25 protein-coding genes, 2 pseudogenes and 1 riboswitch are annotated in these 26,447 nt (G+C 70.1%); of the genes and pseudogenes, 14 read left to right on the forward strand and 13 right to left on the reverse strand.

Annotated elements, in window-relative coordinates; genetic code table 11:
- Window positions 1-68: 68 nt before the first annotated feature.
- The 6 genes and pseudogenes from rsgA to ACFXI4_RS17315 form a co-directional block, all read right to left on the reverse strand.
- On the reverse strand, window positions 69-1,079 hold the full coding sequence (gene rsgA / locus ACFXI4_RS17290) for a ribosome small subunit-dependent GTPase A (protein ID WP_384991364.1): 1,011 nt from the start codon (window positions 1,077-1,079) through the stop codon (window positions 69-71).
- A gap of 12 nt (window positions 1,080-1,091) precedes the next feature.
- Window positions 1,092-2,420, reverse strand: coding sequence for a 3-phosphoshikimate 1-carboxyvinyltransferase (gene aroA, locus ACFXI4_RS17295; protein WP_384991368.1), 1,329 nt, complete (start codon window positions 2,418-2,420; stop codon window positions 1,092-1,094).
- 154 nt (window positions 2,421-2,574) lie between these two features.
- On the reverse strand, window positions 2,575-3,288 hold the full coding sequence (locus ACFXI4_RS17300; protein ID WP_362733084.1) for a M50 family metallopeptidase: 714 nt from the start codon (window positions 3,286-3,288) through the stop codon (window positions 2,575-2,577).
- A 101-nt stretch (window positions 3,289-3,389) separates the two neighbouring features.
- Window positions 3,390-3,518: an acyl carrier protein gene (locus ACFXI4_RS17305; protein ID WP_384991515.1), complete on the reverse strand. Its 129-nt coding sequence runs from the start codon at window positions 3,516-3,518 to the stop codon at window positions 3,390-3,392.
- A pseudogene (locus tag ACFXI4_RS17310) lies at window positions 3,515-3,784 on the reverse strand (AMP-binding protein); the annotation flags it as partial. The gene ACFXI4_RS17305 and the pseudogene ACFXI4_RS17310, both read right to left, overlap by 4 nt.
- A 151-nt stretch (window positions 3,785-3,935) precedes the next feature.
- Window positions 3,936-4,139 (reverse strand): annotated as a pseudogene (locus ACFXI4_RS17315) (AMP-binding protein); the annotation flags it as partial.
- Window positions 4,140-4,244: 105 nt separating this feature from the next.
- Here ACFXI4_RS17315 and ACFXI4_RS17320 point away from each other — a divergent pair.
- The 10 genes from ACFXI4_RS17320 (at window position 4,245) to ACFXI4_RS17365 (ending at window position 14,467) form a co-directional block, all read left to right on the forward strand.
- A complete protein-coding gene (locus tag ACFXI4_RS17320) occupies window positions 4,245-5,060 on the forward strand; it encodes an SOS response-associated peptidase (RefSeq protein WP_384991371.1) in 816 nt (271 codons plus the stop codon).
- Between the two features lie 39 nt (window positions 5,061-5,099).
- Window positions 5,100-5,729: an alpha/beta family hydrolase gene (locus ACFXI4_RS17325; protein ID WP_384991518.1), complete on the forward strand. Its 630-nt coding sequence runs from the start codon at window positions 5,100-5,102 to the stop codon at window positions 5,727-5,729.
- Window positions 5,730-5,985: 256 nt separating this feature from the next.
- Window positions 5,986-6,669, forward strand: coding sequence for an RNA polymerase sigma factor SigR (sigR, locus tag ACFXI4_RS17330; RefSeq protein WP_352219829.1), 684 nt, complete (start codon window positions 5,986-5,988; stop codon window positions 6,667-6,669).
- Entirely contained in the window at window positions 6,666-7,007 is a 342-nt protein-coding gene (rsrA, locus tag ACFXI4_RS17335; RefSeq protein WP_362730213.1) for a mycothiol system anti-sigma-R factor, read from the forward strand. The genes sigR and rsrA overlap by 4 nt, the downstream gene beginning before the upstream one ends.
- Window positions 7,008-7,156: 149 nt before the next feature.
- On the forward strand, window positions 7,157-8,476 hold the full coding sequence (locus ACFXI4_RS17340; RefSeq protein WP_384991374.1) for an HD-GYP domain-containing protein: 1,320 nt from the start codon (window positions 7,157-7,159) through the stop codon (window positions 8,474-8,476).
- The gene (locus tag ACFXI4_RS17345; RefSeq protein WP_384991376.1) at window positions 8,473-9,843 is read left to right on the forward strand and encodes an HD-GYP domain-containing protein; all 1,371 of its coding nucleotides are present in this window, start codon (window positions 8,473-8,475) and stop codon (window positions 9,841-9,843) included. The genes ACFXI4_RS17340 and ACFXI4_RS17345 overlap by 4 nt, the downstream gene beginning before the upstream one ends.
- A gap of 114 nt (window positions 9,844-9,957) precedes the next feature.
- Window positions 9,958-10,938: a hypothetical protein gene (locus ACFXI4_RS17350; protein WP_362716127.1), complete on the forward strand. Its 981-nt coding sequence runs from the start codon at window positions 9,958-9,960 to the stop codon at window positions 10,936-10,938.
- Between the two features lie 123 nt (window positions 10,939-11,061).
- Window positions 11,062-11,712, forward strand: coding sequence for a peptide deformylase (def, locus tag ACFXI4_RS17355; protein ID WP_384991379.1), 651 nt, complete (start codon window positions 11,062-11,064; stop codon window positions 11,710-11,712).
- A gap of 293 nt (window positions 11,713-12,005) precedes the next feature.
- Window positions 12,006-13,091, forward strand: coding sequence for an epi-isozizaene synthase (gene cyc1, locus ACFXI4_RS17360; RefSeq protein WP_384991521.1), 1,086 nt, complete (start codon window positions 12,006-12,008; stop codon window positions 13,089-13,091).
- Entirely contained in the window at window positions 13,088-14,467 is a 1,380-nt protein-coding gene (locus ACFXI4_RS17365; RefSeq protein WP_384991381.1) for a cytochrome P450, read from the forward strand. The genes cyc1 and ACFXI4_RS17365 overlap by 4 nt, the downstream gene beginning before the upstream one ends.
- A gap of 39 nt (window positions 14,468-14,506) precedes the next feature.
- On the opposite strand, the gene ACFXI4_RS17370 is transcribed toward ACFXI4_RS17365, so the two are convergent.
- A complete protein-coding gene (locus ACFXI4_RS17370) occupies window positions 14,507-15,472 on the reverse strand; it encodes a helix-turn-helix domain-containing protein (protein ID WP_384991383.1) in 966 nt (321 codons plus the stop codon).
- A gap of 93 nt (window positions 15,473-15,565) precedes the next feature.
- Between ACFXI4_RS17370 and ACFXI4_RS17375 the strand changes: the two genes are divergently transcribed.
- Entirely contained in the window at window positions 15,566-15,817 is a 252-nt protein-coding gene (locus ACFXI4_RS17375; RefSeq protein ID WP_362716113.1) for a hypothetical protein, read from the forward strand.
- Here ACFXI4_RS17375 and ACFXI4_RS17380 read toward each other — a convergent pair.
- From ACFXI4_RS17380 to ACFXI4_RS17405, 6 genes are all read right to left on the reverse strand, one after another.
- On the reverse strand, window positions 15,730-16,743 hold the full coding sequence (locus ACFXI4_RS17380) for a ribonucleotide-diphosphate reductase subunit beta (protein WP_384991386.1): 1,014 nt from the start codon (window positions 16,741-16,743) through the stop codon (window positions 15,730-15,732). The two genes, ACFXI4_RS17375 and ACFXI4_RS17380, sit on opposite strands and share 88 nt — an antisense overlap.
- Window positions 16,743-19,109: a ribonucleoside-diphosphate reductase subunit alpha gene (locus ACFXI4_RS17385; RefSeq protein WP_384991389.1), complete on the reverse strand. Its 2,367-nt coding sequence runs from the start codon at window positions 19,107-19,109 to the stop codon at window positions 16,743-16,745. Before ACFXI4_RS17385 ends, ACFXI4_RS17380 begins: the two co-directional genes overlap by 1 nt.
- A 125-nt stretch (window positions 19,110-19,234) precedes the next feature.
- Window positions 19,235-19,367: riboswitch (cobalamin riboswitch) on the reverse strand.
- Between the two features lie 16 nt (window positions 19,368-19,383).
- Window positions 19,384-19,920 carry a GNAT family N-acetyltransferase gene (locus ACFXI4_RS17390; protein ID WP_384991391.1) on the reverse strand — a complete coding sequence of 179 codons (537 nt, stop codon included), beginning with the start codon at window positions 19,918-19,920 and terminating at the stop codon, window positions 19,384-19,386.
- A 109-nt stretch (window positions 19,921-20,029) separates the two neighbouring features.
- Window positions 20,030-21,658: a monocarboxylate uptake permease MctP gene (mctP, locus tag ACFXI4_RS17395; RefSeq protein WP_384991393.1), complete on the reverse strand. Its 1,629-nt coding sequence runs from the start codon at window positions 21,656-21,658 to the stop codon at window positions 20,030-20,032.
- Entirely contained in the window at window positions 21,655-21,924 is a 270-nt protein-coding gene (locus ACFXI4_RS17400; RefSeq protein WP_384991396.1) for a DUF3311 domain-containing protein, read from the reverse strand. The genes mctP and ACFXI4_RS17400 overlap by 4 nt, the downstream gene beginning before the upstream one ends.
- Window positions 21,925-22,047: 123 nt before the next feature.
- Window positions 22,048-22,812, reverse strand: a complete 765-nt coding sequence (locus ACFXI4_RS17405) for a GntR family transcriptional regulator (protein ID WP_093499171.1) — start codon at window positions 22,810-22,812, stop codon at window positions 22,048-22,050.
- A gap of 358 nt (window positions 22,813-23,170) precedes the next feature.
- Here ACFXI4_RS17405 and ACFXI4_RS17410 point away from each other — a divergent pair, with 358 nt between their 5' ends.
- The 3 genes from ACFXI4_RS17410 to ACFXI4_RS17420 all read left to right on the forward strand — a co-directional run bounded on the left by ACFXI4_RS17410 (window position 23,171) and on the right by ACFXI4_RS17420 (window position 26,442).
- A complete protein-coding gene (locus ACFXI4_RS17410) occupies window positions 23,171-24,457 on the forward strand; it encodes an extracellular solute-binding protein (protein ID WP_362715186.1) in 1,287 nt (428 codons plus the stop codon).
- 177 nt (window positions 24,458-24,634) lie between these two features.
- Window positions 24,635-25,609 carry a carbohydrate ABC transporter permease gene (locus ACFXI4_RS17415; RefSeq protein WP_384991400.1) on the forward strand — a complete coding sequence of 325 codons (975 nt, stop codon included), beginning with the start codon at window positions 24,635-24,637 and terminating at the stop codon, window positions 25,607-25,609.
- Entirely contained in the window at window positions 25,606-26,442 is an 837-nt protein-coding gene (locus ACFXI4_RS17420; protein ID WP_362715192.1) for a carbohydrate ABC transporter permease, read from the forward strand. The genes ACFXI4_RS17415 and ACFXI4_RS17420 overlap by 4 nt, the downstream gene beginning before the upstream one ends.
- Window positions 26,443-26,447: the final 5 nt, after the last annotated feature.

Below are 26,447 nucleotides of genomic sequence, written 5' to 3' on the forward strand. Positions count from 1 at the left end.
CTCCCGTAAGTCCAGCTCGGTGCGATTATGCACTTACCGAACTCGGGTCAGGACAAACAACGCGGTGGTCAGTCACCTTCCGTGCGCTCGCGTGTCGCCAGGAGCCGGCGCAGGGAGTAGAGGCGGGCGGGGCCCGCGTGCCCCTCGGCGACCCAGGCGTCCAGCGCGCACTCCGGCTCGTCGTGGCTGCACGCGCGCGGACAGTTCACGGTGCCGGGCTCCAGGTCGGGGAACGCGTGGATCACCCGGGACGGGTCGATGTGCGCCAGCCCGAAGGAGCGGACCCCCGGAGTGTCGACCACCCAGCCGTCGTCCCCGGTGAGGGGAAGGGCCAGGGCCGAGGTCGTCGTGTGGCGGCCGCGGCCGGTCACCGCGTTCACATGACCCGTCGTCCGCCGCAGGCCCTCGGGGACCAGGGCGTTCACCAGCGTGGTCTTGCCGACGCCCGAGTGGCCGACGAACGCCGTGATCCTGCCGTCCAGATGATCCTGGACGGCGCGGGCCGCGTCCCCCCTCTCCAGTTCCTCGCGGCTGGTGACCACGTACGGGATCTCCAGTTCGCCGTACAGCTCCAGGAGTTTGTCCGGCGGGGCCAGGTCCGACTTGGTCATGACCAGCAAAGGGGTGAGGCCGGCGTCGTAGGCCGCGACCAGGCAGCGGTCGATGAGACGCGGGCGGGGCTCCGGGTCGGCCAGGGCGGTGACGATCGCCAGCTGGTCGGCGTTGGCGACGACCACCCGCTCGAACGGATCGTCGTCGTCGGCGGTCCGGCGCAGGACCGACGTGCGGTCCTGGATGCGCACGATCCGGGCCATGGTGTCCTTCTTGCCGGACAGGTCGCCCACCAGGGCCACCCGGTCACCCACCACCGCGGCCTTGCGGCCCAGCTCGCGCGCCTTCATCGCCAGGACCGTACGGTCCTCGACCAGGCAGGTCAGCCGGCCCCTGTCGACGGTGAGGACCATACCCTCGGCCGCGTCCTCGTGGGCGGGGCGGATATGGGTACGGGGCCGGGTGCCCTTGCGGTTGGGACGCTGGCGGATGTCGTCCTCGTCCGTGTGCTTGCCGTAGCGGCGCATGGTCGTACGCCCCTAGGCCCCGTCGCTCCCGAGCATCCCGGTCCACAGGTCGGGGAAGTCCGGCAGGGTCTTGGCCGTGGTCGCCACGTTCTCGATCTGGACGCCCTCCACGGCCAGGCCGATGATCGCACCGGCGGTGGCCATGCGATGGTCCTCATAGGTGTGGAAGACCCCGCCGTGCAGCCTGCGCGGGCGGATGTGCAGGCCGTCGGCGGTCTCGGTGACGTCACCGCCCAGCTCGTTGATCTCCTTGGTGAGCGCGGCCAGCCGGTCCGTCTCGTGGAGCCGGAGATGGGACACGCCCCGCAGGGTGGAGGGAGAGTCGGCGAGCGCGGCGACCGCCGCGATGCCCGGGGTCAGCTCGCCCACGTCACCCAGGTCGACATCGATGCCGTGGACCCGGCCGGAACCGGTGAACTCCAGGCCGTACTCGCCCAGTTCGCAGGTACCGCCCATCTCGGTGAAGATCTCGCGAAGCCGGTCACCCGGCTGGGTGGTCCGCGACGGCCAGTCGGGGACCAGCACCCTGCCGCCCGTCACCAGTGCGGCGGCGAGGAAGGGCTGGGCGTTCGAGAGGTCCGGCTCGACGGTCAGGTCCCGGCCGAGCAGCGCGCCCGGGGTGACCCTCCAGACGTTCGGCTCGCCGCCCGACTCCGGGGTGTCCACCTGGGCGCCGACCGCGCGCAGCATGTCGACGGTCATCCGGATGTGCGGCAGGGAGGGGAGGGTCGCGCCGACGTGGCGGACCTCCACGCCCTGGTTGAACCGCGGGCCGGAGAGCAGCAGAGCCGACACGAACTGGGACGAGGACGAGGCGTCGATCGACACCGGACCGCCCTCCAGCGCGCCGCTGCCGTGCACCGTCAGCGGGAGCGCGCCCCGGCCGTCGTCGTCGATCCGGGCGCCGAGGGCGCGCAGGGCGTCGATCACGCCGTGCAGGGGGCGCTCGTAGGACCGCGGGTCACCGTCGAAGCGGATGTCGCCGGCCGCGAGGGTGGCGACCGGCGGGAGGAAGCGCATCACCGTGCCGGCGTTGCCGACGTCGACGGTGGCGGGGCCGCGGAGCCCCGCGGGAATCACCCGCCAGGCCTCGCCGGAGCCGTCGGGGCCCACGCCTTCCTCGATGCCGACGCCCATCGCGCGCAGGGCGCCGGCCATCAGCAGGGTGTCGCGGGAGCGGAGGGGACGGCGCACCCAACCGGGTTCGGAGGCGAGGGCGGCAAGGACGAGAGCGCGGTTGGTGACCGACTTGGACCCGGGCACGTGAACGGTCGCGTCGACGGCTCCGCTTGCGTGGGGGGCGGGCCAGAGGGCGGTTGGTGCGGTGGGGTTTGCGGCCATGGGGTCACTTTAGTGCGCGGCCGGGGTGGGGGTGCCGGTCGTTCCACCGGGAGGACGTCGTTCGGGTGCGGGGCGGCGGGGGTTCGCCGCGTCCACACGGCGCAGCCGCGTGCCGGCACGGCCTCGCGCCGCCCGGCCGGCCCCGGTGTGCCGCTCACATGCCGAGCAGCCAGCGGCCTCCGCCGATCAGGGAACAGAGCGACACCGTGTGGAACAGGAACAGCCACACGCCCGCCGGAAGATGGGTCAGCCTGGACAGCTGGTCCGCGTCCGAGTCGCCGGCGCCGCCCCGGGAGCGCTTCGCCTGGAGTTCGAACGCCGGGCGTACCCCGCCGAGCAGCAGGAACCAGACCACCGCGTACGCGAACGCCGCCTGCACCTGGGGCCCCGCCAGCCAGGACACCAGCAGGAACGCGCCGCCCGTCAGGAACACCGTCAGGACGCCGTACGCGTTGCGGATCATCACCAGCATGGCGATGAGCAGGGCCGTCGCGATCCAGAGCAGGAGAGTGATGCGGCCGCTGCCGAGCAGGGCCGCGCCGCCCAGGCCCAGGAGCGGGGGCGCGGTGTAGCCGGCCGCCGCCGTGAGGATCATGCCCAGCCCGTGCGGCTTGCCCCGGCTGACCGTGAGGCCGCTGGTGTCGGAGTGCAGCCGGATGCCGGTGAGCTGGCGGCCGGTGAGGAGGGCGACCAGGCCGTGGCCGCCCTCGTGGGCGATCGTGATGGTGTTGCGGGATATCCGCCACACGGTGTGCGGGACCACCACGGCGGCCGCGGCGGCGAGTGTCGCGATCACCACCCACAGGTCCGGGTCGGGCTGGGTGCCGAGCAGCTCGTCCCAGAGCGAGGTCGCTGTGCTGGTGTCCATGGTCTGCGGTCGTTCCCTCTCCTCGTACGGAGTCGGCAGTCTGACACGTATGGATGTGTGCTCGGCATGTCAACGGCCAAGAGGAGGGGAACGTACCCGGATCAGGCCGTGCCGCCCACCTCCCCGCGGTGCCGGTCGACCGCCGTCGCCAGGCCGGCGACCGTCCGGGCGGTGAAGACCTCGCGCAGGCTGATCGAGACCTGGAAGCGGTCGCGGATCCCTGCGATCAGCCGGGTCGCGGCCGGCGGGTGGCCGCCCGGTGCGCCGGGTCGCGGCGGTCGCCGGCGGCCGGGACGGCCAGGCTGCCGCGGGCGGCCAGCAGCCCGGAGAGGTCGAAGACCGACAGGAATGGGTGGAGCGCCGCCACGGCCGGGCCGCGGTCGGCGCCGGTGACCCGGCAGGTCTCGATCGTCTGCACCGGGCAGTTGGCCTGCGCCCGGTGGGGGACCGTCACGCCCTTCGGCTCTCCCGTCGATCCGGAGGTGAACATCCGGAGGTGAACACGGTGTGGACGACGTCGTCCGGGCTGCCGGGCGGCGGCAGCGGGGTGCCGGCGACGGCGGGCAGCGGCTGGTCGAGCAGCTGCCGCAGGCGCCGGCCGGGCAGTCCCGGTCGACGGGCAGGCAGGCCGCGCCCGAGAAGAGCACGCCGGAGGCCGCGACGACCTGTTCCCGGCCCTTCTCCATGACGATGGCGACGAGCTGCCCGGGCCGCGCGCCGCTGGCGGTCAGCCTGCGGGCCACCTGCCGCGAGGCGTCCGCGAGCCGTCCGTACGACAGGGTCCGGTCCGGGGCGATCACGGCGGGGGCGTCGGGGCGGAGCGCCGCCCGGCGTTCGAACAGCTGTTGCACCCAGCAGGACGCACGGGACGGACGGAGGTGTGTGCTCCGCGCGCCCCCGTTACCGACTCCGCCGTCCCGGCTTCAGCCCTGGGAGTGAAATGTAGGGTTGTGAAGATGTGCGGACGGTACGCGTCGAGTCGTAAGCCCGAGGATCTGGCCGGGATCTTCGAGGTCGAGAAGTGGGAGCCCGAGGAGACTCTGGAGCCCGACTACAACGTGGCCCCCACCAAGGAGGTCTACGCGGTCCTCGACCGGCCGCTGAAGGACGCCGACGACCGGCGCCCGGTCCGTCAACTGCGCAGGCTCAAGTGGGGATTGGTGCCGTCCTGGGCCAAGTCGCCGGAGGGCGGCGCCCGGATGATCAACGCGCGTGCCGAGACCGTGCACGAGAAGCCGTCCTACCGCCGCGCGTTCGCCACCCGCCGCTGCATCCTGCCCGCCGACGGCTACTACGAGTGGGTCACCGCCAAGGAGGAGCGGGAGCTGGAGGTCGAGGGCCGCAAGAAGCGGCCGCGCAAGCAGCCGTACTTCGTGCTCCCGGCCGACGGCTCGGTGTTCGCCATGGCCGGGCTGTACGAGTTCTGGCGGGACCGGACGCTGCCCGACGAGCATCCGCTGGCCTGGTGGGCGACCTGCTCGGTGATCACCACGGAGGCGGAGACCTCGCCGCTGGCGGTGGCGCCCGCACAGGGCCCGCGGTCGCTGTTCGACATCCACCCCCGGATGCCGCTGATGCTGACCCCGGACCGCTGGGACGCCTGGCTCGACCCGGACCGCACCGACGTCGAGGACCTGCGCTCGCTGCTCGCCCCGCCGCCGGAGGGCCTGATGCGGGCCTACCCGGTCTCCACGGCCGTCAGCAACGTCCGCAACAACAGCCCGGAGCTGCTGACGGAACTGGAGGCACCGGAGGAGAGCACGCTCTTCTAGGCCCGCCCTGCGGCCCCGCTCTTCTAGCCTGCTGACGTGATCACTTCGAAGATCGTCGGTACGGAGGCGGGGGACGCCCGCATCACCTGGCACGCGGCGCGCAAGGCGCGGCTGGTGCTCGCCCTGAGCCATGGGGCGGGCGGCGGCATCGAGGCCCGCGACCTCCAGGCTCTCGCCGCGGTGCTCCCGGTGCACGGCGTGAGCGTCGCGCTCGTCGAGCAGCCCTGGCGGGTCGCCGGCAAGAAGGTCGCCCCGGCGCCCAGGACGCTCGACGCGGGCTGGCGGGGCGTGTGGCCCGCGCTCGCCGCACCCGGGCCGCCGGTGGTGTCCGGCGGGCGCAGCGCCGGCGCCCGGGTGGCCTGTCGTACCGCGCGGGAGCTCGGTGCCGTCGCCGTCCTCGCTCTCGGCTTCCCGCTGCACCCGCCGGGCAGACCCGAGAAGTCGCGGGCCGAGGAACTGCTGGGGGCCGGGGTGCCCACACTCGTCGTGCAGGGCGGCAGGGACCCGTTCGGCAAGCCGGCCGAGTTCCCGGAGGGTGACTACACGCTCATCGAGGTGCCGCACGCCGATCACGGCTTCGCGGTGCCCAGAAGGGCGGACATCGAGCCGGAAGGGGCAGTGACCATCATCACGGACGCGGTCGTCGCATGGACCGCGGCACTCGGGTGACGCCCGGGAATGTTGCGCGACGGACCACTGTTGAGGCGGACAGAAGTGCTGGGGCACCAGTGCCGACGCCGAAGGAGAGGAAGTCCGCCGCATGGGTTCGACCATCTGCCCGAGCCGCAGCAGCAGCGCTGACCTGGGCTGGACAGTGCTGCACGCGGCCAAGACCGCTCCCATTCGAGCGGCGGCAGGCACGGGTCGTGTTCTATCCTCCGAGTCGAGTGGGATCGGTTTCGGTCCTGCCCTGGATCTTGAGGAGGTGGGTCCGGTCACTGGGACCGACGCAGGGACCGACAACGGCCAGGCGGAGCTGCCCGAGGGCCAGGGCACGAGCGCGGAGTCGACCTCGGAGCGCACCGCGCGCTTCGAGCGGGACGCGCTGGAATTCCTCGACCAGATGTACTCGGCCGCGCTGCGCATGACGCGCAACCCGGCCGACGCCGAGGACCTGGTGCAGGAGACCTACGCCAAGGCGTACGCGTCCTTCCACCAGTTCCGTGAGGGCACCAACCTCAAGGCGTGGCTGTACCGCATTCTCACCAACACCTTCATCAACTCGTACCGCAAGAAGCAGCGCGAACCCCAGCGCTCCGCGGCCGAGGAGATCGAGGACTGGCAGCTCGCCCGCGCCGAGTCGCACATGTCGACCGGTCTGCGCTCCGCGGAGTCGCAGGCGCTCGACCATCTGCCCGACTCGGACGTGAAGGAGGCGCTGCAGGCGATCCCCGAGGAATTCCGCATCGCCGTCTACCTTGCCGACGTAGAGGGCTTTGCGTACAAGGAGATCGCGGACATCATGGGGACACCCATCGGTACGGTGATGTCCCGGCTGCACCGGGGCCGCCGTCAACTGCGCGGCATGCTGGAGGACTACGCGCGTGAGCGCGGGCTCGTCCCGGCCGGCGCCGGAGAGTCGAACGAAGCGAAAGGCTCGGGCTCATGAGCTGCGGAGAGCCGCACGAGACGGACTGCAGTGAGGTACTCGATCATCTGTACGAGTTCCTCGACAGTGAGATGCCGGACGTCGATCGCGTCAAGTTCAAGCAGCACTTCGACGAGTGCTCCCCCTGCCTGGAGAAGTACGGGCTGGAGGAGGCCGTGAAGAAGCTGGTCAAGCGGTGCTGCGGCCATGACGACGTGCCCACCGACCTGCGGGCGAAGGTGCTGGGGCGGCTGGACCTGATCCGGTCCGGCCAGACCGTCCCGGACCACGACGTCACGGCTGCCGCCCGGACCACGTCGGCCGCACAGGCCGCTCCGGTCGCCCCGCAGGAGAGCTGAGCCCGAGCCGGGCGACCCTCCTCGCCGGACCCTGCCGCCCCCGGTGGTCCGTCACCCGAATGTGCTAATCCTCCGGTCATATCCTCCGGACCCTCCGGTGGCCGCCTAGGCTCCGGAGCCTGGACAGGCATGGTCGGGGGAGGGGCGAGATGGAGGCGGTTCCGGCACGGGTGCGCGCGTACGTGAGCTGTGCGGCCCTCGGCGGCCTGTGGTGCCTGCTGCCGCTGCCGGACCCGCGTACGCCCTGGTGGGCGGTGGCTCTGCTGGCCGCGCTGTACGCGGCCTGTGAGCACCTCGCGCGACGGCGGTTCGGCGGCACCTTCTACCCGGTGCTGCTCGCCGCCGCCTTCCTGCTGCCGCCGCCGGCCGCCGCGCTGGTACCGCTGCCGGGTGCGCTGCTCTCACACGTCGAACAGCGGCCGCGGACGCTGCGGCGGATCTGGCGGGCCGCGGAGCTGGCGCTCGCCGTGTGGAGCGCGGGACGCGTCCACTGGGCGCTGGGCGGCCGGGACTCCGTGGTGGGCTGCGACTTCCCGTACGCGCTGCTGCCCTGTGCGGCGGCGGTACTGGCGTTCTGCGGGGTTCTCGCACTGCTGGACGGCGGGATCCTCGCCCTGGCCGAGCGCGTCCCGCCCCGACGGGCCTGGCGGGGGCTGCTCTCCCGCTCCCTCGCGCCGATCGGGGTGCACGGGCTCGCCGGGCTGATGATGGCGGTGCTGTGGCGCAGCCCCTTCGGTCCCGTCGCCGCGCTGCTGGTCCTGCTGCCGATGTGCGTCTCCTGGTGGGCGTTCGCCCAGTACCACCGGGAACGGGCCGCCCACCAGGCCACCATCCGGGCGCTCGTGCAGGCCGTCGACATCAAGGACGGCTACACCCGTGGGCACAGCGAACGGGTCGGACAGGCCTCCGTGATGATCGCGCGCGAACTGGGCATGGACGACGAGCGGGTGGAGGTGCTCCGCTTCGCCGGGATCCTGCACGACGTGGGAAAGCTGGGCGTCCCGACCCGGCTGCTGCGCAAGGACGGGCCGCTCACCCCCGAGGAACGGCGGATCATCGAGCTGCATCCCGAGTACGGCCACGAGATGGTGCGCGGGATCTCCTTCCTCGGCGAGGCCCGGGCGGCGATCCTCCACCACCACGAGCGCATCGACGGCAGCGGCTACCCCTACGGTCTGGCCGGCAGTCAGATCCCCGAGTCCGCGCGCGTGGTGGCCGTCGCCGACGCGTTCGACGCGATGACCTCGACCCGCTCCTACAGCCGGGCCCGGCCGGTCGCGGCGGCGGTGCGGGAGCTGCGGCGCTGCGCCGGCCGGCAGTTCGACACCGAGGCCGTCGACGCCCTGGCGCGGGCGCTGGCCAGACAGGGCTGGCACCCCGCGGTGACCGCCGACGACTGCGCACCCGAGCCGGCCGTCTCCGGCCGCCCGCGAAGTGAGGGGCAGAGCGTGGGCCGAGGCACCGCATGACCTCCGACGACCTGGCGCCCGTGCCGGGGCGGAGGGCCCCCGGCCCCGCCGGCCCGCTCCCCGGATCCACCGAGCCGGAGCCGGGCCCGGCACACTCGTCGGCCGGCGGAGCGTCCCGGGGGCTCCCGTCCCGTCCGCCCGCCGTCCTGCGGGGCATCCGGGGCGCCGCACTGCTTCTCGCCCTCGGCTGTCTGGGCGGCACCCTCTGGGAAGGTCTCGCCGACCGCAGGATCGCGCTCGCCTTCGGAGGACTCGTCGCCGTCGGGGAGCTCGGCCGGCGGACCGGGATCGAGGCCCGCGAGGCCGCGCCGCTCGCGGCCGCCGGGGGGCTCGCCTATGCCCTGCTGGGTGCCGACGGCGGGGCCACCACACATGGCGGGACCTTTCAGGTCGTGACCGTCGTCTGCGCGGCCACGCTGCTCGGCAGCGTGCCCCACATAGCCGACGGGCGCGGCCCCACGCTCGACCGTCTGGCCCGCCGCGTGCTCACCGTCGGCTTCGCCGCCGTCTGCTTCCAACCCCTGTACAGCAGGGGTGTGTTGGAACACTGGATCGGACCGGCCTACGCGCTGCTGCTGATCGCGCTGCTGGTCCTCACCGTGCTGTGCGACGCCGTGCTCGCCGCCGCCCAGGCGCACTCCCGCACCGGATGGCCGTTCGGGCCGCTGCTCCGCGACGAACTGCGCGGTCTGCTCGGCATCGGGTCCGCGGTCTGCGCCACCGGTGCGGTCATGGCGCCGGCCGTCGCCGTCGTCGGCCTCTGGGCGCTGCCGGTCTTCTGCCTGCCCCTGCTCCTCACCCAGCTGTCCCTGCGCCGGTACGCGGCCGTACGGGCCACCTACCGGCAGACCATCGCCTCGCTCGCGCGTGCCACCGAGGTGGCCGGGTACACCCCGGCCGGACACGCCCGCCGGGTCGCCATGCTGAGCCAGGCCGTGGGGCGGGACCTCGGGCTGTCCGGAGCGGAGCTCACCGTCCTCGAGTACGCGGCGCTGATGCACGACATCGGCCAGCTGAGCCTGGTCGACCCGGTGCCGGCCGGGGCCACGGCCGTCCTGCCGCCGGCGGAACAGCGCCGGATCGCCCTGCTCGGCGGAGCCGTCGTACGGCAGACCGGCGTGGAGGCGGCGGTCGCCGTGGTCGTGGAGCGGCAGGCCGACCCCTACCGGGAGCAGCCGCTCGCCGCGCGGATCGTGCGGGTCGTCAACGCGTACGAGGAGAAGGCCCGGGACTCCGGGCCCGGCGGGCCGCTGACCGCGCTGGAGGAGTTACGGCTGGCCACCGCGGGGGACTACGCTCCGGAGGTCGTGGAGTCCCTGGCGCGCGTGCTCTCCAGAGACTGTCTGACCTTGCGCGCGGCTGGGTAACCCATGGGTAATGAGCGGCCCTCCCGTCGTACGTGGTTGGATGCGAGGGAGAGGGTGATGTCCGGGGGCACAAGCCAGCCCACTGTGCGGAAATGGAACTGGCAGGCGGGAATCGTGAGGATCTTCGGCAAGGGACGGCACCGGCCCTCCGCCTCCTGGCGGCAGGCCACCGACCGCGCGTTCACGCTGATCGGTGACGGCCGGTACGAGGACGCGGGCGAACTGCTGACCCGTGCCGCCGACCTGGAACCCTGGCTGTCCGAGTCCTGGTTCAACCTCGCCCTGCTGCACAAGTTCCGGCACGACTGGGAGCAGGCGCGGGCCGCCGGGCTGCGGGCGGTGGCCCTGCTCGACCGGGAGACCGGGGCGCCCGACTGGTGGAACGTCGGGATCGCCGCGACCGCGCTGCAGGACTGGCCGCTGGCCCGGCGGGCCTGGCAGGCCTACGGGCTGCGGGTGCCCGGCGGTGCCACCGTCTCCGGTGAGCCGGACGGGATGGACCTGGGCAGCGCCGCCGTACGGCTGTCCCCCGAGGGGGAGGCCGAGGTGGTGTGGGGGCGGCGGCTGGATCCCGCCCGCATCGAGGTGCAGTCGATCCCGCTGCCGTCGTCGGGGCGGCGCTGGGGCGAGGTCGTGCTGCACGACGGGGTGCCGCACGGCGAGCGGACCACCGCGACCGGGCACGCGTACCCCGTCTTCGACGAGATCGAGCTGTGGGCGCCGTCGCCGGTGCCGACCTGGGTGGTGCTGCTGGAGGCGGCGACGGAGGCGGACCGGGACGCGCTGGAGCAGCTGGCCGGGGACGCCGGGTTCGCCGCTGAGGACTGGTCCTCCTCGGTGCGGCTGCTGTGCAGGATGTGCTCCGAGTCGCGGATGCCGTCCGACGAGGGCGACGGGGTGCATCTCGATCCCCACGACCACAGTGAGCCGGGGCACCCGGGGCCGCTCGGACACCGCACCGACGGGCAGCTGTGGGTGCCGGAGCGGGAGTGCGGGGTGGCCGCGCCGTCCGCGCTGGTGAGGGGGCTGCTGGACGGATGGGTCGCGGACAGCCCTGACTCCCGGGACTGGCGGGATCTGGAAGAGGTCTGCTGAGCCTGCGCTTCGACTGCGGGCCCGATGTGGCCGATCGCGCGGTTCCCCGCGCCCCTGAAAGCATCCACGTACCCTGTACCTGCAACATCACCCCCGTTTTACCTAGGAAGGCTTACGTCGGTCATGGCGCAGCAGGACACCGATCAGCAGCACGCGGGCGTGCTCCCCGTGGATGACGACGGGTTCGTCGTCGACACCGAGGGGACCGAGGAGCGCGAGAACGCCTGGCGTGCGCGGGGGACCTCGCGGCCCATCACCGTCGTCGGCAACCCCGTGCTGCACAAGGAGTGCAAGGACGTCACCGAGTTCGGGGACGAGCTGGCGCAGCTGGTCGCCGACATGTTCGCCAGCCAGCGGACGGCCGAGGGCGTCGGCCTCGCCGCCAACCAGATCGGCGTCGACCTGAAGGTCTTCGTCTACGACTGCCAGGACGACGAGGGCGCCCGGCACGTGGGTGTGGTGTGCAACCCGAAGCTGGTGGACCTGCCGGCGGACAAGCGGCGGCTGGACGACAGCAACGAGGGCTGCCTGTCGGTGCCCACCGCCTACGCCCCGCTGGCCCGGCCCGACTACGCCGAGGTCACCGGCCAGGACGAGCAGGGCAACCCGATCAGGGTGCGCGGCACCGGCTACTTCGCTCGGTGTTTGCAGCACGAGACCGATCACCTGTACGGGTACCTGTACATCGACCGGCTCTCCAAGCGCGAGCGCAAGGACGCCCTGCGGCAGATGGCCGAGAACGAGCCCCGCTACCCCGTGGTCGCCAACGACTGAGGCGGACAGGGACAGTTGTGACGCCTGGTCGGGATCGCCCCGGCCAGGCGTTCGTCATGTCCGGTCAGACTCGTTCGCCCGTCCGTCGCGCATTCGATCCTTTGTACGTCTCTAGTGATCCCTAATCAGTCACACAAGGGGAGATTCGCGGCACTGGGGGGTAGTGAATGGAGCAAATCCGTTCCCAGATCGGTCGGTTGTAGTGCTGAATGGGAAGTGCGGGGATACGCAACGGCGCACGCCCGGCACAGCGGGAGGGGTGTGCGTACCTGGCGGCTGAGAGGGGTATGTTCGTGCACGCTTTCTCACACAGCACCACATCGACGCCGACGGCGCTCGCGGTTCCACCACAACTCGCCCTGCCCGTGATCGAGGCTGAGTTTCCTCGGCAACTGCATCCGTATTGGCCACAACTCCAGGAGAGGACCCGCCTCTGGCTGCTGGAAAAGCGGCTGATGCCGGCCGACAAGGTGCGGGAATATGCCGACGGCCTTTGCTACACCGACCTCATGGCCGGGTACTACCTGGGCGCCTCCGACGAGGTGATCCAGGCGATATGCGACTACAGCGCCTGGTTCTTCGTCTGGGACGACCGGCACGACCGCGACGTCGTGCACGGGCGGGCGGCCGACTGGCGGCGGCTGAGGTTCCGTTTGCATGCGGCCCTCGACGCCCCGCTGCACCATCTGAACCATCCGGACACCCTGGTCGCGGGGTTCGCGGACAGTGTCGCGCGGCTGTGCTCGTTCCTGCCGGTGAGCTGGAACCAGCGGTTCGCCCGGCACTTCCACGAGGTGATCGAGGCTTACGACCGCGAATACCGCAACCGCACCACGGGATACATCCCGGAGGTCGAGGAATACCTCGCCCTGCGACGCCTCACCTTCGCCCACTGGATCTGGACGGACCTCCTTGAGCCGAGTGCCGGGACCGAACTCCCGGACGCCGTGCGCAAGAATCCGGCCTACCGCCGCCCGGCACTGCTCAGCCAGGAATTCGCGGCCTGGTACAACGACCTCTGCTCGCTGCCCAAGGAAATAGCGGGCGATGAGGTGCACAATCTCGGAATCAGTCTCGTCACTCATGAGGGACTGAGCCTGGAAAAGGCTGTCGAAGAAGTCAGGCGACGTGTCGAGGAATGCATAAGCGAATTCCTGGCCGCCGAGCGGACCGCTCATCGATTCGCCGAACAGCTCGACGACGGCACCGTGCGCGGAAAGGAACTCGGTGCCGCGGTCCTGGCCTGTGTCGCCAATATGCGGAACTGGTTCAGTTCCGTCTACTGGTTCCACCACGAATCCGGCCGGTACATGGTCGACAGCTGGGACGACCGGTCCACGCCCCCGTACGTCAACAACGAAGCGGCAGGTGAGAAATGACCGTCGAGTCCGTGAAGCCCGCGACCGCGGAGGCTTCCGAACACGGTGAACTGCGCGAACCGCCCCTCGCCGGCGGCCGTGTGCCGCTGCTCGGCCACGGCTGGCAGCTGGTCCGCGACCCGCTGGCCTTCATGTCCCGGCTGCGCGCCGACGGCGACATGGTGCGCCTGCGTCTCGGCCCCAAGGAGATGTACGCCGTCACCACCCCGGCGCTCACCGGGGCTCTCGCCCTCAGCCCCGACTTCATCATCTCGGGCCCGCTCTGGGAGTCCCTGGAGGGGCTGCTCGGCAAGGAGGGCGTGGCCACCGCGAACGGCCCCCGCCACCGCCGCCAGCGGCGCACCATCCAGCCCGCGTTCAACCTCTCCGCGATACCCGACTACGGTCCGATCATGGAGGAGGAGGCGCACGCGCTGACCACGCGCTGGCAGCCCGGGGGCACCGTCGACTGCACCTCGGAGTCCTTCCGGGTCGCGGTCCGCATAGCCGCCCGCTGCCTGCTGCGCGGGGAGTACATGGACGAGCGCGCGGAGCGGCTGAGCGTCGACCTCACAAGCGTCTTCCGGGGTATGTACCGGCGGATGGTCGTACCACTCGGTCCGCTCTACCGGCTGCCGTTGCCGGCCAACCGTGAATTCAACCGGGCGCTGGCCGATCTGCATCTCCTCGTCGACGAGATCGTCGCCGAGCGCCGGGCATCTGGTCAAAAGCCGGACGATTTGCTGACAGCATTGCTGGCGGCGAAGGACGACAATGGCGAGCCCATCGGGGAACAGGAGATCCACGACCAGGTCGTCGCGATACTCACGCCCGGTAGCGAAACCGTCGCTTCCACGATCATGTGGCTGCTCCAGGTCCTCGCCGAACACCCGGAACACGCCGCGAAGGTACGGACCGAGGTCGAATCCGTGACAGGAGGTCGACCGGTTGGATTCGAGCACGTTCGGCAGCTCACGCACACCAACAATGTCGTCGTCGAGGCGATGCGTTTGCGGCCCGCCATATGGATATTGACGCGGCGAGCCGTGGCCGACACCGAGCTCGGCGGCTATCGCATTCCGGCGGGGGCCGACATCGTCTACAGCCCCTACGCCATCCAGCGCGACTCCCGCTCGTACGACGCGCACCTCGACTTCGACCCGGACCGCTGGCTTCCGGAGCGGGCTCAGGAGGTGCCGAAGTACGCCATGAGCCCCTTCAGCGTCGGCAACCGCAAATGCCCCAGCGACCACTTCTCCATGGCCCAGCTCAGCCTGATCACGGCGGTGTTGTGCGCCAGGTACCGTTTCGAACAGGTGCCGGGGTCGGACGACGCCACCAGGGTCGGCATCACCCTGCGCCCGCAGCGCCTGCTGCTCACGCCCGTGCCCTGGTGACCCGCCGGCTCCCGGTCCGCTCCTGCTCCCGGCGCGCGCTCAGGCGGCCTGCGGGCCCCGGAACGCGCGCCGGTAGGCGTTCGGCGTGGTGCCGAGCTCCTTCACGAACTGGTGCCGCAGCGCGGCCGCCGTGCCGAAGCCGGTGCGGCCCGCTACGGCGTCCATCGTCTCGTCGGTCCCCTCCAGCAACTCCTGGGCCAGCAGTACCCGTTGCCGAAGGATCCAGCGGTACGGCGTGGTGCCGGTCTCCTGCTGGAAGCGGCGGGCGAAGGTGCGCGGGGCCATCAGGGCGCGGGCGGCGAGCTGCTCGACGGTGACCTCCTCGTCGAGATGCTCCGCCATCCAGGCCAGCACCTCGCCGACCGTGTCGCAGCGGCCCTTTGGCAGCGGCCGCTCGATGTACTGGGCCTGGCCGCCGTCCCGGTGCGGGGGCACCACCATCCGCCGGGCGATCTTCTTGGCGACCTCGGGGCCCTGTTCCTTGCGGACGATGTGCAGACACGCGTCGATGCCGGCCGCGGTGCCCGCCGAGGTGATCACCGGGTCCTCGTCGACGTACAGCACGTCGGGTTCGACCCGGGTGCGCGGGAAACGGCGGGCGAGCAGCTGCGCGTGCCGCCAGTGCACCGCGCACCGGCGCCCGTCCAGCAGCCCGGCGGCGCCCAGGACGAAGACGCCGGAACAGACGCTCAGCACCCGGGCGCCCCGGTCCACCGCCCGGCGCAGCGCGTCGAGCAGCTCGGGCGGGTAGTCGCGCTCGACGTTGGCGTCGGAGGCCGGCACCGCGATCAGATCGGCCTCGTCCAGCCGGTCCAGGCCGTACGGAGTGGTGACGGTCAGGCCTGGCACATGGGTGCCGAGCGACGGCCCCTCCGCCGAGACGACCGCGAAGTCGTACACCGGCAGCCCCTCGTCGGAGCGGTCGAGGCCGAAGACCTCGCAGACCACCCCCAGCTCGAAGGGGTGCACACCGTCCAGAAGCACCGCGGCCACGTTCGTCAGCATGCTGCCAGTGTGCCTTGTCGCTGGCAGCAATTCGAGGGTGTGTGGCAGTGCTGCCACTCACGGTAAGGACCATTCGGCGCGACAGTGATGTCCATGAACGGAAACCAGATCGAAGGTCTCGTCGGAATGGTCCTGGTCCTCGGCATCCTGGTCCTCATGGCCCTCCCGTCCGTGCTCGGCGTCCTGCGCGACAGGCGTATCGACCGGCAGATCAGGGAGGCCCATGAGGCCCATGGGGAGCCGAAGGCTCAGAAGGCTCAGAAGTCCTCGTCAAGGTCCACGGTGCCCTCCACCGCGACCTGGTACGCGGACGGGCGCCGCTCGAAGAAGTTCGTCAACTCCTGAACGCCCTGCAGCTCCATGAAGGAGAACGGGTTCTGCGAGCCGTACACCGGAGCGAAGCCGAGGCGGCCGAGCCGCTGGTCGGCGACGCACTCCAGGTACGCGCGCATCGAGTCGGTGTTCATGCCGGGCAGGCCGTCACCGCACAGGTCACGGGCGAACTGGAGCTCCGCCTCGACGGCCTCCCGCAGCATGTCGGTGACCTGCTGCCGGAGTTCGTCGTCGAAGAGCTCCGGCTCCTCCTTGCGGACGGTGTCGACCACGTCGAACGCGAAGCTCATGTGCATCGTCTCGTCACGGAACACCCAGTTGGTGCCCGTGGCGAGACCGTGCAGCAGACCCCGGCTGCGGAACCAGTAGACGTACGCGAAGGCGCCGTAGAAGAACAGGCCCTCGATGCACGCGGCGAAGCAGATGAGGTTGAGCAGGAACAGGCGCCGGTCGGCCTTGGACTCCAGGCGGTCCAGGTTCTCCACCGAGTCCATCCACTTGAAGCAGAACTCGGCCTTCTCGCGGATGGAGGGGATGTTCTCCACCGCGGCGAACGCGGCGTTGCGGTCCTCCGGGTCGGGGAGGTAGGTGTCCAGGAGCGTCAGATAGAACTGGACGTGCACGGCCTCCTCGAACAGCTGGCGGCTCAGGTACAGGCGCGCCTCGGGGGAGTTGATGTGCTTGTACAGCGTCAGCACCAGGTTGTTCGCCACGATCGAGTCACCGGTCGCGAAGAAGGCGACGAGCCGGCCGATCAGGTGCTGCTCGGAGGGGCTGAGCCTGGCGAGGTCGGCGACGTCCGAGTGGAGGTCGACCTCCTCGACGGTCCAGGTGTTCTTGATGGCGTCCCGGTAGCGCTCGTAGAAGTCCGGGTAGCGCATGGGGCGCAGAGTCAGCTCGAAGCCCGGGTCGAGCAGGTTCTTGTTCGGGGTGGTCATTACTGGCAGGCCTCGCAGGACTCGGGGTTTTCCAGGGAGCAGGCGACCGCGTCTTCGGGAGCCGTCTGCTGGGCGGGAACGGTGGGCTGGGCCTGCGCGGCGCGGGCGATCCGGGTCGCCGGGCGCGAGCGCAGGTAGTACGTCGTCTTCAGGCCCGACTTCCAGGCGTACGCGTACATCGAGGAGAGCTTGCCGATGGTCGGCGTCTCCAGGAACAGGTTCAGGGACTGGGCCTGGTCCAGGTACGGGGTCCGGGCCGCGGCCATGTCGATCAGACCGCGCTGCGGGATCTCCCACGCCGTGCGGTACAGCGCCCGGACGTCCGCAGGGATCCACGCGAAGTCCTGCACCGAGCCGTTGGCCTCGCGCAGCGCCTCACGGGTGCGGGCGTCCCAGACGCCGAGGTCCTTGAGTTCCCGCACCAGGTAGGAGTTGACCTGGAGGAACTCACCGGACAGCGTCTCGCGCTTGAACAGGTTGGAGACCTGCGGCTCGATGCACTCGTACACGCCCGCGATGGACGCGATGGTGGCCGTGGGGGCGATGGCGAGCAGCAGGCTGTTGCGCAGGCCGGTCGTGGCGATCCGCGCGCGCAGCGCCGCCCAGCGCTCCGGCCAGGTGAACTCGACGCCGTAGTGGTCGGGGTGCAGCACGCCCTGTGCGGTACGGGTCTTCTCCCAGGCCGGCAGCGGGCCGCCGCGCTCGGCTAGGTCGGCGGAGGCCTCGTAGGCGACGAGCATGATCCGCTCGGCGATCCGGGTGGAGAGCGCCTTGGCCTCGGCGGAGTCGAAGGGCAGCCGCAGCTGGAAGAAGACGTCCTGGAGCCCCATCGCGCCGAGGCCCACGGGACGCCACCTGGCGTTGGATCGGCCCGCCTGCTCGGTCGGGTAGAAGTTGATGTCGACGACCCGGTCGAGGAAGGTGACGGCGGTGCGGACGGTCTCGTCCAGCCGCTCCCAGTCGATGTCACCGGTCGCCGTGTCCACGAAGGCGCCGAGGTTCACGGAGCCCAGGTTGCACACCGCCGTCTCGCCGTCGTCCGTGACCTCCAGGATCTCCGTGCAGAGGTTGGAGGAGTGAACGACATGGCCGGGGGTGGCCGTCTGGTTCGCGGTCCGGTTGGCCGCGTCCTTGAAGGTCATCCAGCCGTTGCCGGTCTGCGCGAGAGCGCGCATCATCCGGCCGTACAGATCACGGGCCGGGACGGTCTTGCGGGCCAGACCCTTCTCCTCCGCCGCGCGGTACGCCGCGTCGAACTCGTCGCCCCACAGGTCCACCAGGTCCGGCACGTCGGCGGGGGAGAACAGGGACCACTGCCCGTCGGCGTTGACCCGGCGCATGAACTCGTCCGGGATCCAGTGCGCGAGGTTCAGGTTGTGCGTACGCCGGGCGTCCTCACCGGTGTTGTCGCGCAGCTCCAGGAACTCCTCGATGTCGGAGTGCCAGGTCTCCAGGTAGACCGCGGCCGCCCCCTTGCGCCGGCCGCCCTGGTTCACCGCGGCGACCGAGGCGTCGAGCGTCTTGAGGAACGGCACGATGCCGTTGGAGTGCCCGTTGGTGCCGCGGATCAGCGAACCGCGGGAGCGGATCCGGCTGTACGACAGGCCGATGCCGCCGGCGTGCTTCGAGAGCCGGGCCACCTGGTGGTAGCGGTCGTAGATGGAGTCCAGCTCGTCCTTCGGGGAGTCGAGGAGGTAGCAGGACGACATCTGGGGGTGCCGGGTGCCGGAGTTGAAGAGGGTGGGCGAGGAGGGGAGGTAGTCGAGGCGGCTCATGAGCCCGTAGAGCGCGGTGACTTCGTCGAGGGCACGGACCGTGTCGTCCTCGGCGAGACCGGCCGCCACCCGGAGCAGGAAGTACTGGGGGGTCTCGACGACCTTGCGGGTGATCGGGTGCCGGAGCAGGTAACGGCTGTACAGGGTGCGCAGGCCGAAGTAGCCGAAGCGGTCGTCGGCGGCCGGGTCGACCAGTGCGTCCAGGCGGGCCGCGTGCAGGCGCGCGAACTCCGCGGTGCGGTCCGCGATGAGGCCCTCGCGGTGGCCGACGGCGACGGACTCGGTGAAGGACGTCACGCCCTGCGAGGCGGCCTCGGCACGGATCGAGATCGTCAGCAGCCGGGCGGCGAGCCGGGAGTAGGCGGGGTCCTCGGAGATGAGACCGGCGGCCGCCTCGGTGGCCAGCTCGCGCAGCTCGGCCTCGTCGGCCCGCGAGGACCGGCCGCGCAGCGCGGCGGCGGCGACCCGGCCGGGGTCGGCGTCGGGGAGATCGGCGGTCAACCCGGTCAGGGTCCGCAGCAACGCGGTGCCGGGACCGTCCTCGTCCACAGAGATGGTCGCTGAAGCCGGTTCGGCTGGCGCGATGGTCACGTGGGGCTCTCCCTCGCTCGGCTCAGGGCCTGGCGGAGGGCAGGAGGCAGCACACGGGCGCACGCACGCGTGTCGCGTCCCCGGTCCACTCCACGAGACCCGGACGTCAGAACACCCGGGCCGGACGGCCGGGCGTTGCTGTCGGCAGGTCCTCGGACTGACGCTCGCGCACAGATGTGCGCAAGTACACCGTTGCGGGACAGTTCCGGATTCGCACCGGATTCCCCTGCGGCGACAGCGAGCATGAGCATACATCTAGTGCCGTGCTGTCGCGTCACCCCCACATGTTGTGTCGCGAACCGTCTCGCAGCGTCAACTCATAGGTGAGGAGAGTGATGTCGTCCAGCTGTGGCAAGGGGTTCCAGTCCCGCTCGGGTGTGCGGACGAAGCCGAGACGTTCGTAGATCCGGTGGGCGGATTCCATGGTGCGCTGCGTCGACAGGACGACCTTCTCGCAGCCTTCGAGGGCGCGTGCGCGGTCGACGCAGGCGCGGACGAGCGCCGCGCCGGCACCCCGGCCGCGGGCGGCGCTGTCGACGGCGAGCATGCGGATCTCGGCCTCGCCCTCGGCGGCGATGTCGGACATCGGGCCGGGGCCGGGGACGAAAGTCACGCCACCCAGGAGGACGTCGTCGCTCACGGCGACGAGAACGGTGGCCGCGGCGGCCCGTTTCGCCACGTTCCTCAGTTCGGTGAGGTAGGAGTCGCTCTCACCGAAGTCGAGGAGGCCGTCCTGGAGGTAGGCCTGGGCCGTCAGTTCGCCGAGGGTGCCGTATTCCGCGGGGTTCGCTTTCCTGATCCGGATCGTCATGCGGGTGAGTGTGTACGACAGCGGGCCGCCGTCGTGATTTCTTTTCGGCGGCCCGCTGCGGGTCGTCAGGGGTTGCCCGCGCGGTTCCTCGCGCCCCTGACGGGGTGCTTCAGCGGGCGCCTTCCGCGACGGCCGGGGGGAGTTCCGTTTCCACGCCCGGGTCGCCGGCGTCGGCCGTGTAGTCCTCCGTCTTCGTCTCGTCGATGCCCTCGGGGGCCTTCAGGGCCTTCAGGACGAACGTCAGGACCACGGTCACCACCACGTTCATCACGAACGCCGTGAGGCCGATGTAGCCGATCTCCCCGATGCCGGGGATCTCCTTGGCCGAGCCGCCGAAGTGCTTCTGGGTGGGGGAGGCCACGCCGTACGCCGCGGCCGTGCCGTAGACCATGCCCACCGCCCAGCCCGCCAGCAGGGCCCAGCGGTGGAACCAGCGGGTGAACAGGCCGCCGACCAGGGCCGGGAAGGTCTGCAGGATCCAGATGCCGCCGAGGAGCTGGAAGTTGATGGCGACCGTCTTGTCCATGGTGAGGACGAAGACCAGCGCGCCGACCTTCACCAGCAGCGACACGAGCTTGGAGACCTGGGCCTCCTGCTTCGGGGTGGCGTCCGGCTTGATGAAGTCCCGGTAGATGTTGCGGGTGAAGAGGTTGGCGGCCGCGATGGACATGATGGCGGCCGGGACCAGGGCGCCGATGCCGATCGCCGCGAAGGCCACGCCCGCGAACCAGTCCGGGAACATGTTCTCGAACAGCTGCGGGATCGCCAGCTGGCCGTTGGTGACCTTGACGCCGGCCGCGATGGCCATGAAGCCGAGCAGCGCGAGCAGGCCCAGCATCAGGGAGTACAGCGGCAGGATCGTGGTGTTGCGGCGGATCACGTCACGGCTCTTGGAGGAGAGCGTCGCGGTGATCGAGTGCGGGTACATGAACAGCGCGAGCGCGGAGCCCAGCGCCAGGGTGGCGTAGGTCCACTGGCCGGCCTCGGGTGGCGCCAGCGCCCCGCGTGGTTTGCCGGTGGCCGGGTTGACCTGGGTGAACGCGTGGCCGGCCTTGGCGAAGATGTCGTCGAAGCCGCCCAGCTTGATCGGGATGTAGATGATCGCGACCGCGATGACGAGGTAGATCAGCCCGTCCTTCACGAACGCGATGAGGGCGGGCGCCCGCAGGCCGGAGGAGTAGGTGTACGCCGCCAGGACGCCGAAGGCGATGAGCAGCGGCAGGTCCTTCACGAACCAGTTGGTGCCGTTGCCGCCGCCGATGCCCATGACGTCGAGGACGGCCTGGATGCCGACGAGCTGGAGCGCGATGTAGGGCATCGTCGCCAGGATGCCGGTCAGGGCGACGGCGAGCGAGAGCCCCTTGGAGCCGAAGCGTCCGCGGACGAAGTCGGAGGTCGTCACGTAGCCGTGCTTGTGGGAGACCGACCACAGGCGGGGCAGGAACGTGAAGATCAGCGGGTAGACGAGGATCGTGTACGGCACCGCGAAGAAGCCGGCCGCGCCCGCCGCGTAGATCGCCGCCGGTACGGCGACGAAGGTGTACGCCGTGTAGAGGTCGCCGCCGAGCAGGAACCAGGTGACCCAGGTGCCGAACGAGCGGCCGCCCAGGCCCCATTCGTCCAGGGAGTGCTCGTTGTCGGCCTTGCGCCAGCGCGCGGCCAGGAAGCCCATGACCGTGACGGCCAGGAAGAAGAAGATGAAGACGCCGAGCGCGACGCCGTTCACACCGTCCTTCACTGCTGTGCACCCCCGCTCGTGTGGCCGGACTTGCGGGCGCGCCGGTCACGCTGCCACAGCTGGTACGCGGTCATCGTGAGCGCGGTCGAGATCAGTACCCACAGCATCTGGTACCAGTAGAAGAACGGGATCCCGATGAACGTCGGGTCCGTCTTGGCGTAGGAGCCCACCCACAGCATCGCCACGAAGGGCGCGACGAGGCAGACGGTGATGACCACGCGTATCGGTGTCACCACCGGCTGTCTCACTTCAGGTACATCCGGCATACCGCGGCTCCGTCCCCTCATCGTTCGCCTGTGTAATGCGCAGGCAATCTAGGTCACGGCGTCACCGCAGCGGAAGTAGCTGTCCGGCTATCGGTATGTCGATTCCGTGAAGGGCGCCCGGTGTCAGTCCTGCGGACGCTTGAGGCGGGCCACGAACTTGTACCGGTCGCCGCGGTACACCGAGCGCACCCACTCCACCGGCTGGCCGTCGCGGTCCAGGGAGTGCCGGGAGAGCATCAGCATCGGCAGGCCCACGTCGGTGCCGAGCAGGCCGGCCTCGCGCGGGGTGGCCAGCGAGGTCTCGATGGTCTCCTCGGCCTCGGCGAGATGGACGTCGTACACCTCGGCGAGGGCGGTGTAGAGGGACGTGTACTTGACGAGGGACCTGCGCAGGGCCGGGAAGCGCTTGGCGCTCAGGTGGGTGGTCTCTATGGCCATGGGCTCGCCGTTGGCCATGCGCAGCCGCTCGATGCGCAGCACGCGCCCGCCGGCCGTTATGTCGAGCAGGCCGGCGAGCCGGTCGTCGGCGGTGATGTAGCCGATGTCCAGCAGCTGTGAGGTCGGCTCCAGGCCCTGGGCGCGCATGTCCTCCGTGTAGGAGGTGAGCTGCAGCGCCTGGGAGACCTTCGGCTTGGCCACGAAGGTGCCCTTGCCCTGGATGCGTTCCAGGCGGCCCTCGACCACCAGTTCCTGGAGGGCCTGTCGGACGGTGGTGCGGGAGGTATCGAACTCGGCTGCCAGCGTGCGCTCGGGCGGGACCGGGGTGCCGGGCGCCTGTGTCTCCGTCATCTCGAGGAGATGTTTCTTCAGACGGTAGTACTTGGGCACGCGCGCGGTACGGACGGCTGTCCCGCTCTCGTTCTCCGCACTGCTGACGTCGGTGCTCATGCTCCGCCTTCCCGGCTCCTGATCCGGCCACTTCGTGGCACGGCAGCGTACCGGGATTTCCCCTGCACGCTGCGTGATCCCCTCTGTATACCGCCGCGGGCTCTTTTGGTCTAGTCCACCACTTGAGTGGTCTACCGGAATTGTCTCGTCCGCGCGCCGGGTTTTCGAGGGCTTCTTACTTAAAGGTTCCTGCATATGTAGGTCGCATAACGGCTGGTCGGAGCCCATTCGACCACCCTTGACAGGCCTGCTGGTCTGGGCCAAGCTTCCCGCACTGGTCTACACCATTGGTCCAGGTCCCGGCCCAACGCTCGCGCGGGGAGGCAGGGGGGTTTGTGGCATCCCTGAGGAGGGTGGCGTGAAGCGCAAGCTGATAGCCGCGATTGGTATCGCGGGCATGGTCGTCTCCATCGCGGCGTGTGGCAGTGACAAGAAGGACGACGACAAGGCGCAGGGGGCGGACGCCAAGGAGCTGACCGTCTGGCTCACCGTGGACGCCCAGAACAACTGGCCCGACCTGGTGAAGGCCGCCGACGCGGCCGTGCAGAAGAAGCACCCCGGCATCAAGATCAAGCACGAGTACTACGGCTGGCCGGACAAGAACACCAAGCTGGACGCCGTCCTCGCCACGGACAAGGCCCCCGACGTGGTCGAGATGGGCAACACCGAGATGCTCGGCTACATGGTCAAGGGCGCCTTCGCTCCGGTCGAGGCCTCCCAGTTCACCAACTCCGACCAGTGGCTCGACGGCCTCAAGGCCTCCGTGACCTACGACGGCAAGACCTACGGCGTGCCGTACTACGCCGGTGGCCGCGTGGCCAACTGGCGCAAGGACGTCGCCGCCTCGGCCGGCGTCAAGACCACGCCGAAGACCTACACCGAGCTGACCGCCGACCTGGACAAGATCCAGAAGAAGGAAGGCGACAAGTTCAGCGCCTGGTACCAGCCCACCCGTGACTGGTACGCGGCCATGTCCTTCGTCTACGACGCCGGCGGCTCCATCGCCGCGGAGTCCGGCGGCCAGTGGAAGGGCAACCTCTCCTCACCCGAGTCCGTCAAGGGCCTCAACGAGTTCAAGAACGTCATCGACAAGTACATGCACGGTGACAAGACCAAGGACGAGTCCGACCGGTACATCGTCTACGGCCAGGGCAAGTCGTCCATGATCTTCGGTGCCGCGTGGGAGGGTGCCACCGCGGCCGACCCGAAGAACGACAAGACCGGCGGCAAGCTGAAGGACAACCTGGTCAACTTCGTGATGCCCGGCCCGTCCGGCAAGAACATGCCGGTCTTCCTGGGCGGCTCCGACCTCGCCATCCCGGTGAAGTCCAAGGCGCAGGGCGTCGCCGCCGAGTGGATCAACGCGTTCACCGGTCCCTCCGGCCAGAAGGGCCTGATGGCCAAGGGCAACCTGCCCAACAACAAGACCGACCTCGCGACGCTGAAGAACGACCCGGCGACCGCGGTGCCGGCCACCGCGGCCGAGTCCAACTGGTTCGTCCCGATGGCGCCGGGCTGGGGGCAGGTCGAGAAGGCGCAGGTCCTGCAGACCATGCTGCAGAACATCGGCACCGGCAAGCAGACGGTGGAGGCGGCCGCCAAGACCGCGGACGCCGCGATCGACAAGGTCATCAACACCAAGTAGTCGCCATCCGGCCGGGCCTGGTCGACGGGGGGTCAGGCCCGGCGGGTGAGTTCCACGAAGAGAGTGCCGCGTTGGGCCGCGCGGCCGCTGCGGGTGCGTGGGGGCTGGTCGCGCAGTTCCTCGCGACCCTTCGGGGGCGCGTCACCTGACGTTTCTTGAACTGCTGAGGAGCACGCGATGAGTGCCGTTGACACGACCACACCCGCCAAGGTGCCGGCACCTCCACCGGACTTCCCGCACCGACCACGCGGGAACCGGCGCTCGGGCGGTCCCGCCGTCCCCTGGCTGCTGCTCGCGCCCTGTCTGGGGATTCTCGGGCTCGTGCTCGGTTACCCCTTCTACCGGCTGGTAGCCCTCTCCTTCCAGGAGTTCGGGCAGTCCCAGCTGTGGGGGTTCAAGTCGGCCGAGTGGGTCGGGTTCGGGAACTTCTCCGACGTGCTCGACGACACCGAGTTCTGGCAGGTGGTGCTGCGCACGATCGTCTTCGCGGTCGGCTGCGTGGTCTTCACCATGGTCGTCGGCATGCTCATCGCGCTGCTGCTGCAGAGGGTCTCCGGCTGGGTGAAGACCCTGGTCAACATCGCGCTGGTGGCCAGCTGGGGCATGCCGGTCATCGTCGCCACCACGCTCTTCAAGTGGCTCTTCGACTCCGACTACGGCATCCTCAACGCCCTGCTCAGCAAGATTCCCGGGGTGGAGCTGATCGGCCACAACTGGTTCGCCAGCGGCCCCGAGGGGCTCGCGGTGATCATGCTCCTGGTGGTCTGGGGAGCGGTGCCCTTCGTGGTCATCACGCTGAGTGCCGGCCTGACCCAGGTCCCGGCGGAACTGGTGGAGGCCGCGCGCCTGGACGGCGCGGGCGCCTGGGGCGTCCTCCGTTACGTCACGCTCCCCGTCCTCAAGCCGATCATCGTGATGCTCACGACCCTCTCGGTCATCTGGGACATGGGCGTCTTCCCGCAGGTCTTCGTCATGCGCGGCGGGCATCCCGAGCCCGAGTTCCAGCTGCTGACCACCTACTCCTACGACCGCGCCTTCGTGGTCAACAACTACGGACAGGGCTCCGCGATCGCCCTGCTCACCGTGGTTCTGCTGCTCGGTGTCGTCGCCGTGTACATGCGCCAGATGCTGAAGATCGGAGAGGTCGAATGAGCACCACAGCCGTCCGCAGGGGGCCCCGTGCGGCCTGGAACCTCCTCGGCCTCCTGGTCTTCGTCGTCGTCGGGTTCCCCGTCTACTGGATGCTGAACACGGCGTTCAAGCCGGCGAAGGACGCCATCGACCCGGACCCGAGCCTGCTGCCCACGGGCCTGACCCTGTCCAACTTCCGCCGCGCGCTGGACATCGCCGACTTCTGGGGCCCGGTGGGCCGCAGCCTGATCGTCTCCCTGTCCGTGGTGGCGATCGGCATGGTCGTCGGTCTGCTGGCCGCCCTGGCCATCTCACGGTTCGCCTTCCGCGGACGCAAGGTCGTGATCGTCGGCATCCTCGCGGTCCAGATGGTCCCGCTGGTCGCCATGATCATCCCGGTCTTCCTGCTCCTCAACGACCTGGACCAGTACGACAAGCTCAGCGGTCTGATCATCACCTACCTGACCTTCATCCTCCCGTTCACGGTGTGGACCATGCGTGGCTTCATCGTCAACATCCCGAAGGAGCTGGAGGAGGCCGCGATGGTCGACGGGTGCTCGCGCACCGGCGCCTTCGTCCGGGTGGTCTTCCCGCTGCTGGCCCCGGGCCTGGTCGCCACCTCGGTCTACGCCTTCATCCAGGCCTGGAACGAGTACATCTACGCCCTGATGCTGCTCAGCCAGGAGCACCAGACCGCGACCGTCTGGCTCGCCAACTTCACCACCAAGCACGGCACCGAATACGCCCCGATGATGGCCGGCTCCACCATGATGGCCGTGCCGATCGTCGTCCTGTTCCTCCTCGTCCAGCGCAAGATGGCCGCGGGCCTGACCGCGGGCGCCGTGAAGGGATAACGCCA

Origin of the sequence: Streptomyces sp. NPDC059224 (genome assembly GCF_042754285.1) — a bacterium.
Taxonomy (GTDB): domain Bacteria; phylum Actinomycetota; class Actinomycetes; order Streptomycetales; family Streptomycetaceae; genus Streptomyces.

Excerpts from the sequence above, each read along its gene's own strand:
- rsgA (WP_384991364.1), bottom strand. The coding sequence starts at position 1,079 with ATGCGCCGCTACGGCAAGCACACGGACGAGGACGACATCCGCCAGCGT.
- aroA (WP_384991368.1), bottom strand. The coding sequence starts at position 2,420 with ATGGCCGCAAACCCCACCGCACCAACCGCCCTCTGGCCCGCCCCCCAC.
- ACFXI4_RS17300 (WP_362733084.1), bottom strand. The coding sequence starts at position 3,288 with ATGGACACCAGCACAGCGACCTCGCTCTGGGACGAGCTGCTCGGCACC.
- ACFXI4_RS17320 (WP_384991371.1), top strand. The coding sequence starts at position 4,245 with ATGTGCGGACGGTACGCGTCGAGTCGTAAGCCCGAGGATCTGGCCGGG.
- rsrA (WP_362730213.1), top strand. The coding sequence starts at position 6,666 with ATGAGCTGCGGAGAGCCGCACGAGACGGACTGCAGTGAGGTACTCGAT.
- ACFXI4_RS17340 (WP_384991374.1), top strand. The coding sequence starts at position 7,157 with ATGGAGGCGGTTCCGGCACGGGTGCGCGCGTACGTGAGCTGTGCGGCC.
- ACFXI4_RS17345 (WP_384991376.1), top strand. The coding sequence starts at position 8,473 with ATGACCTCCGACGACCTGGCGCCCGTGCCGGGGCGGAGGGCCCCCGGC.
- def (WP_384991379.1), top strand. The coding sequence starts at position 11,062 with ATGGCGCAGCAGGACACCGATCAGCAGCACGCGGGCGTGCTCCCCGTG.
- ACFXI4_RS17365 (WP_384991381.1), top strand. The coding sequence starts at position 13,088 with ATGACCGTCGAGTCCGTGAAGCCCGCGACCGCGGAGGCTTCCGAACAC.
- ACFXI4_RS17370 (WP_384991383.1), bottom strand. The coding sequence starts at position 15,472 with ATGCTGACGAACGTGGCCGCGGTGCTTCTGGACGGTGTGCACCCCTTC.
- ACFXI4_RS17375 (WP_362716113.1), top strand. The coding sequence starts at position 15,566 with ATGAACGGAAACCAGATCGAAGGTCTCGTCGGAATGGTCCTGGTCCTC.
- ACFXI4_RS17380 (WP_384991386.1), bottom strand. The coding sequence starts at position 16,743 with ATGACCACCCCGAACAAGAACCTGCTCGACCCGGGCTTCGAGCTGACT.
- ACFXI4_RS17390 (WP_384991391.1), bottom strand. The coding sequence starts at position 19,920 with ATGACGATCCGGATCAGGAAAGCGAACCCCGCGGAATACGGCACCCTC.
- ACFXI4_RS17400 (WP_384991396.1), bottom strand. The coding sequence starts at position 21,924 with ATGCCGGATGTACCTGAAGTGAGACAGCCGGTGGTGACACCGATACGC.
- ACFXI4_RS17405 (WP_093499171.1), bottom strand. The coding sequence starts at position 22,812 with ATGAGCACCGACGTCAGCAGTGCGGAGAACGAGAGCGGGACAGCCGTC.
- ACFXI4_RS17415 (WP_384991400.1), top strand. The coding sequence starts at position 24,635 with ATGAGTGCCGTTGACACGACCACACCCGCCAAGGTGCCGGCACCTCCA.
- ACFXI4_RS17420 (WP_362715192.1), top strand. The coding sequence starts at position 25,606 with ATGAGCACCACAGCCGTCCGCAGGGGGCCCCGTGCGGCCTGGAACCTC.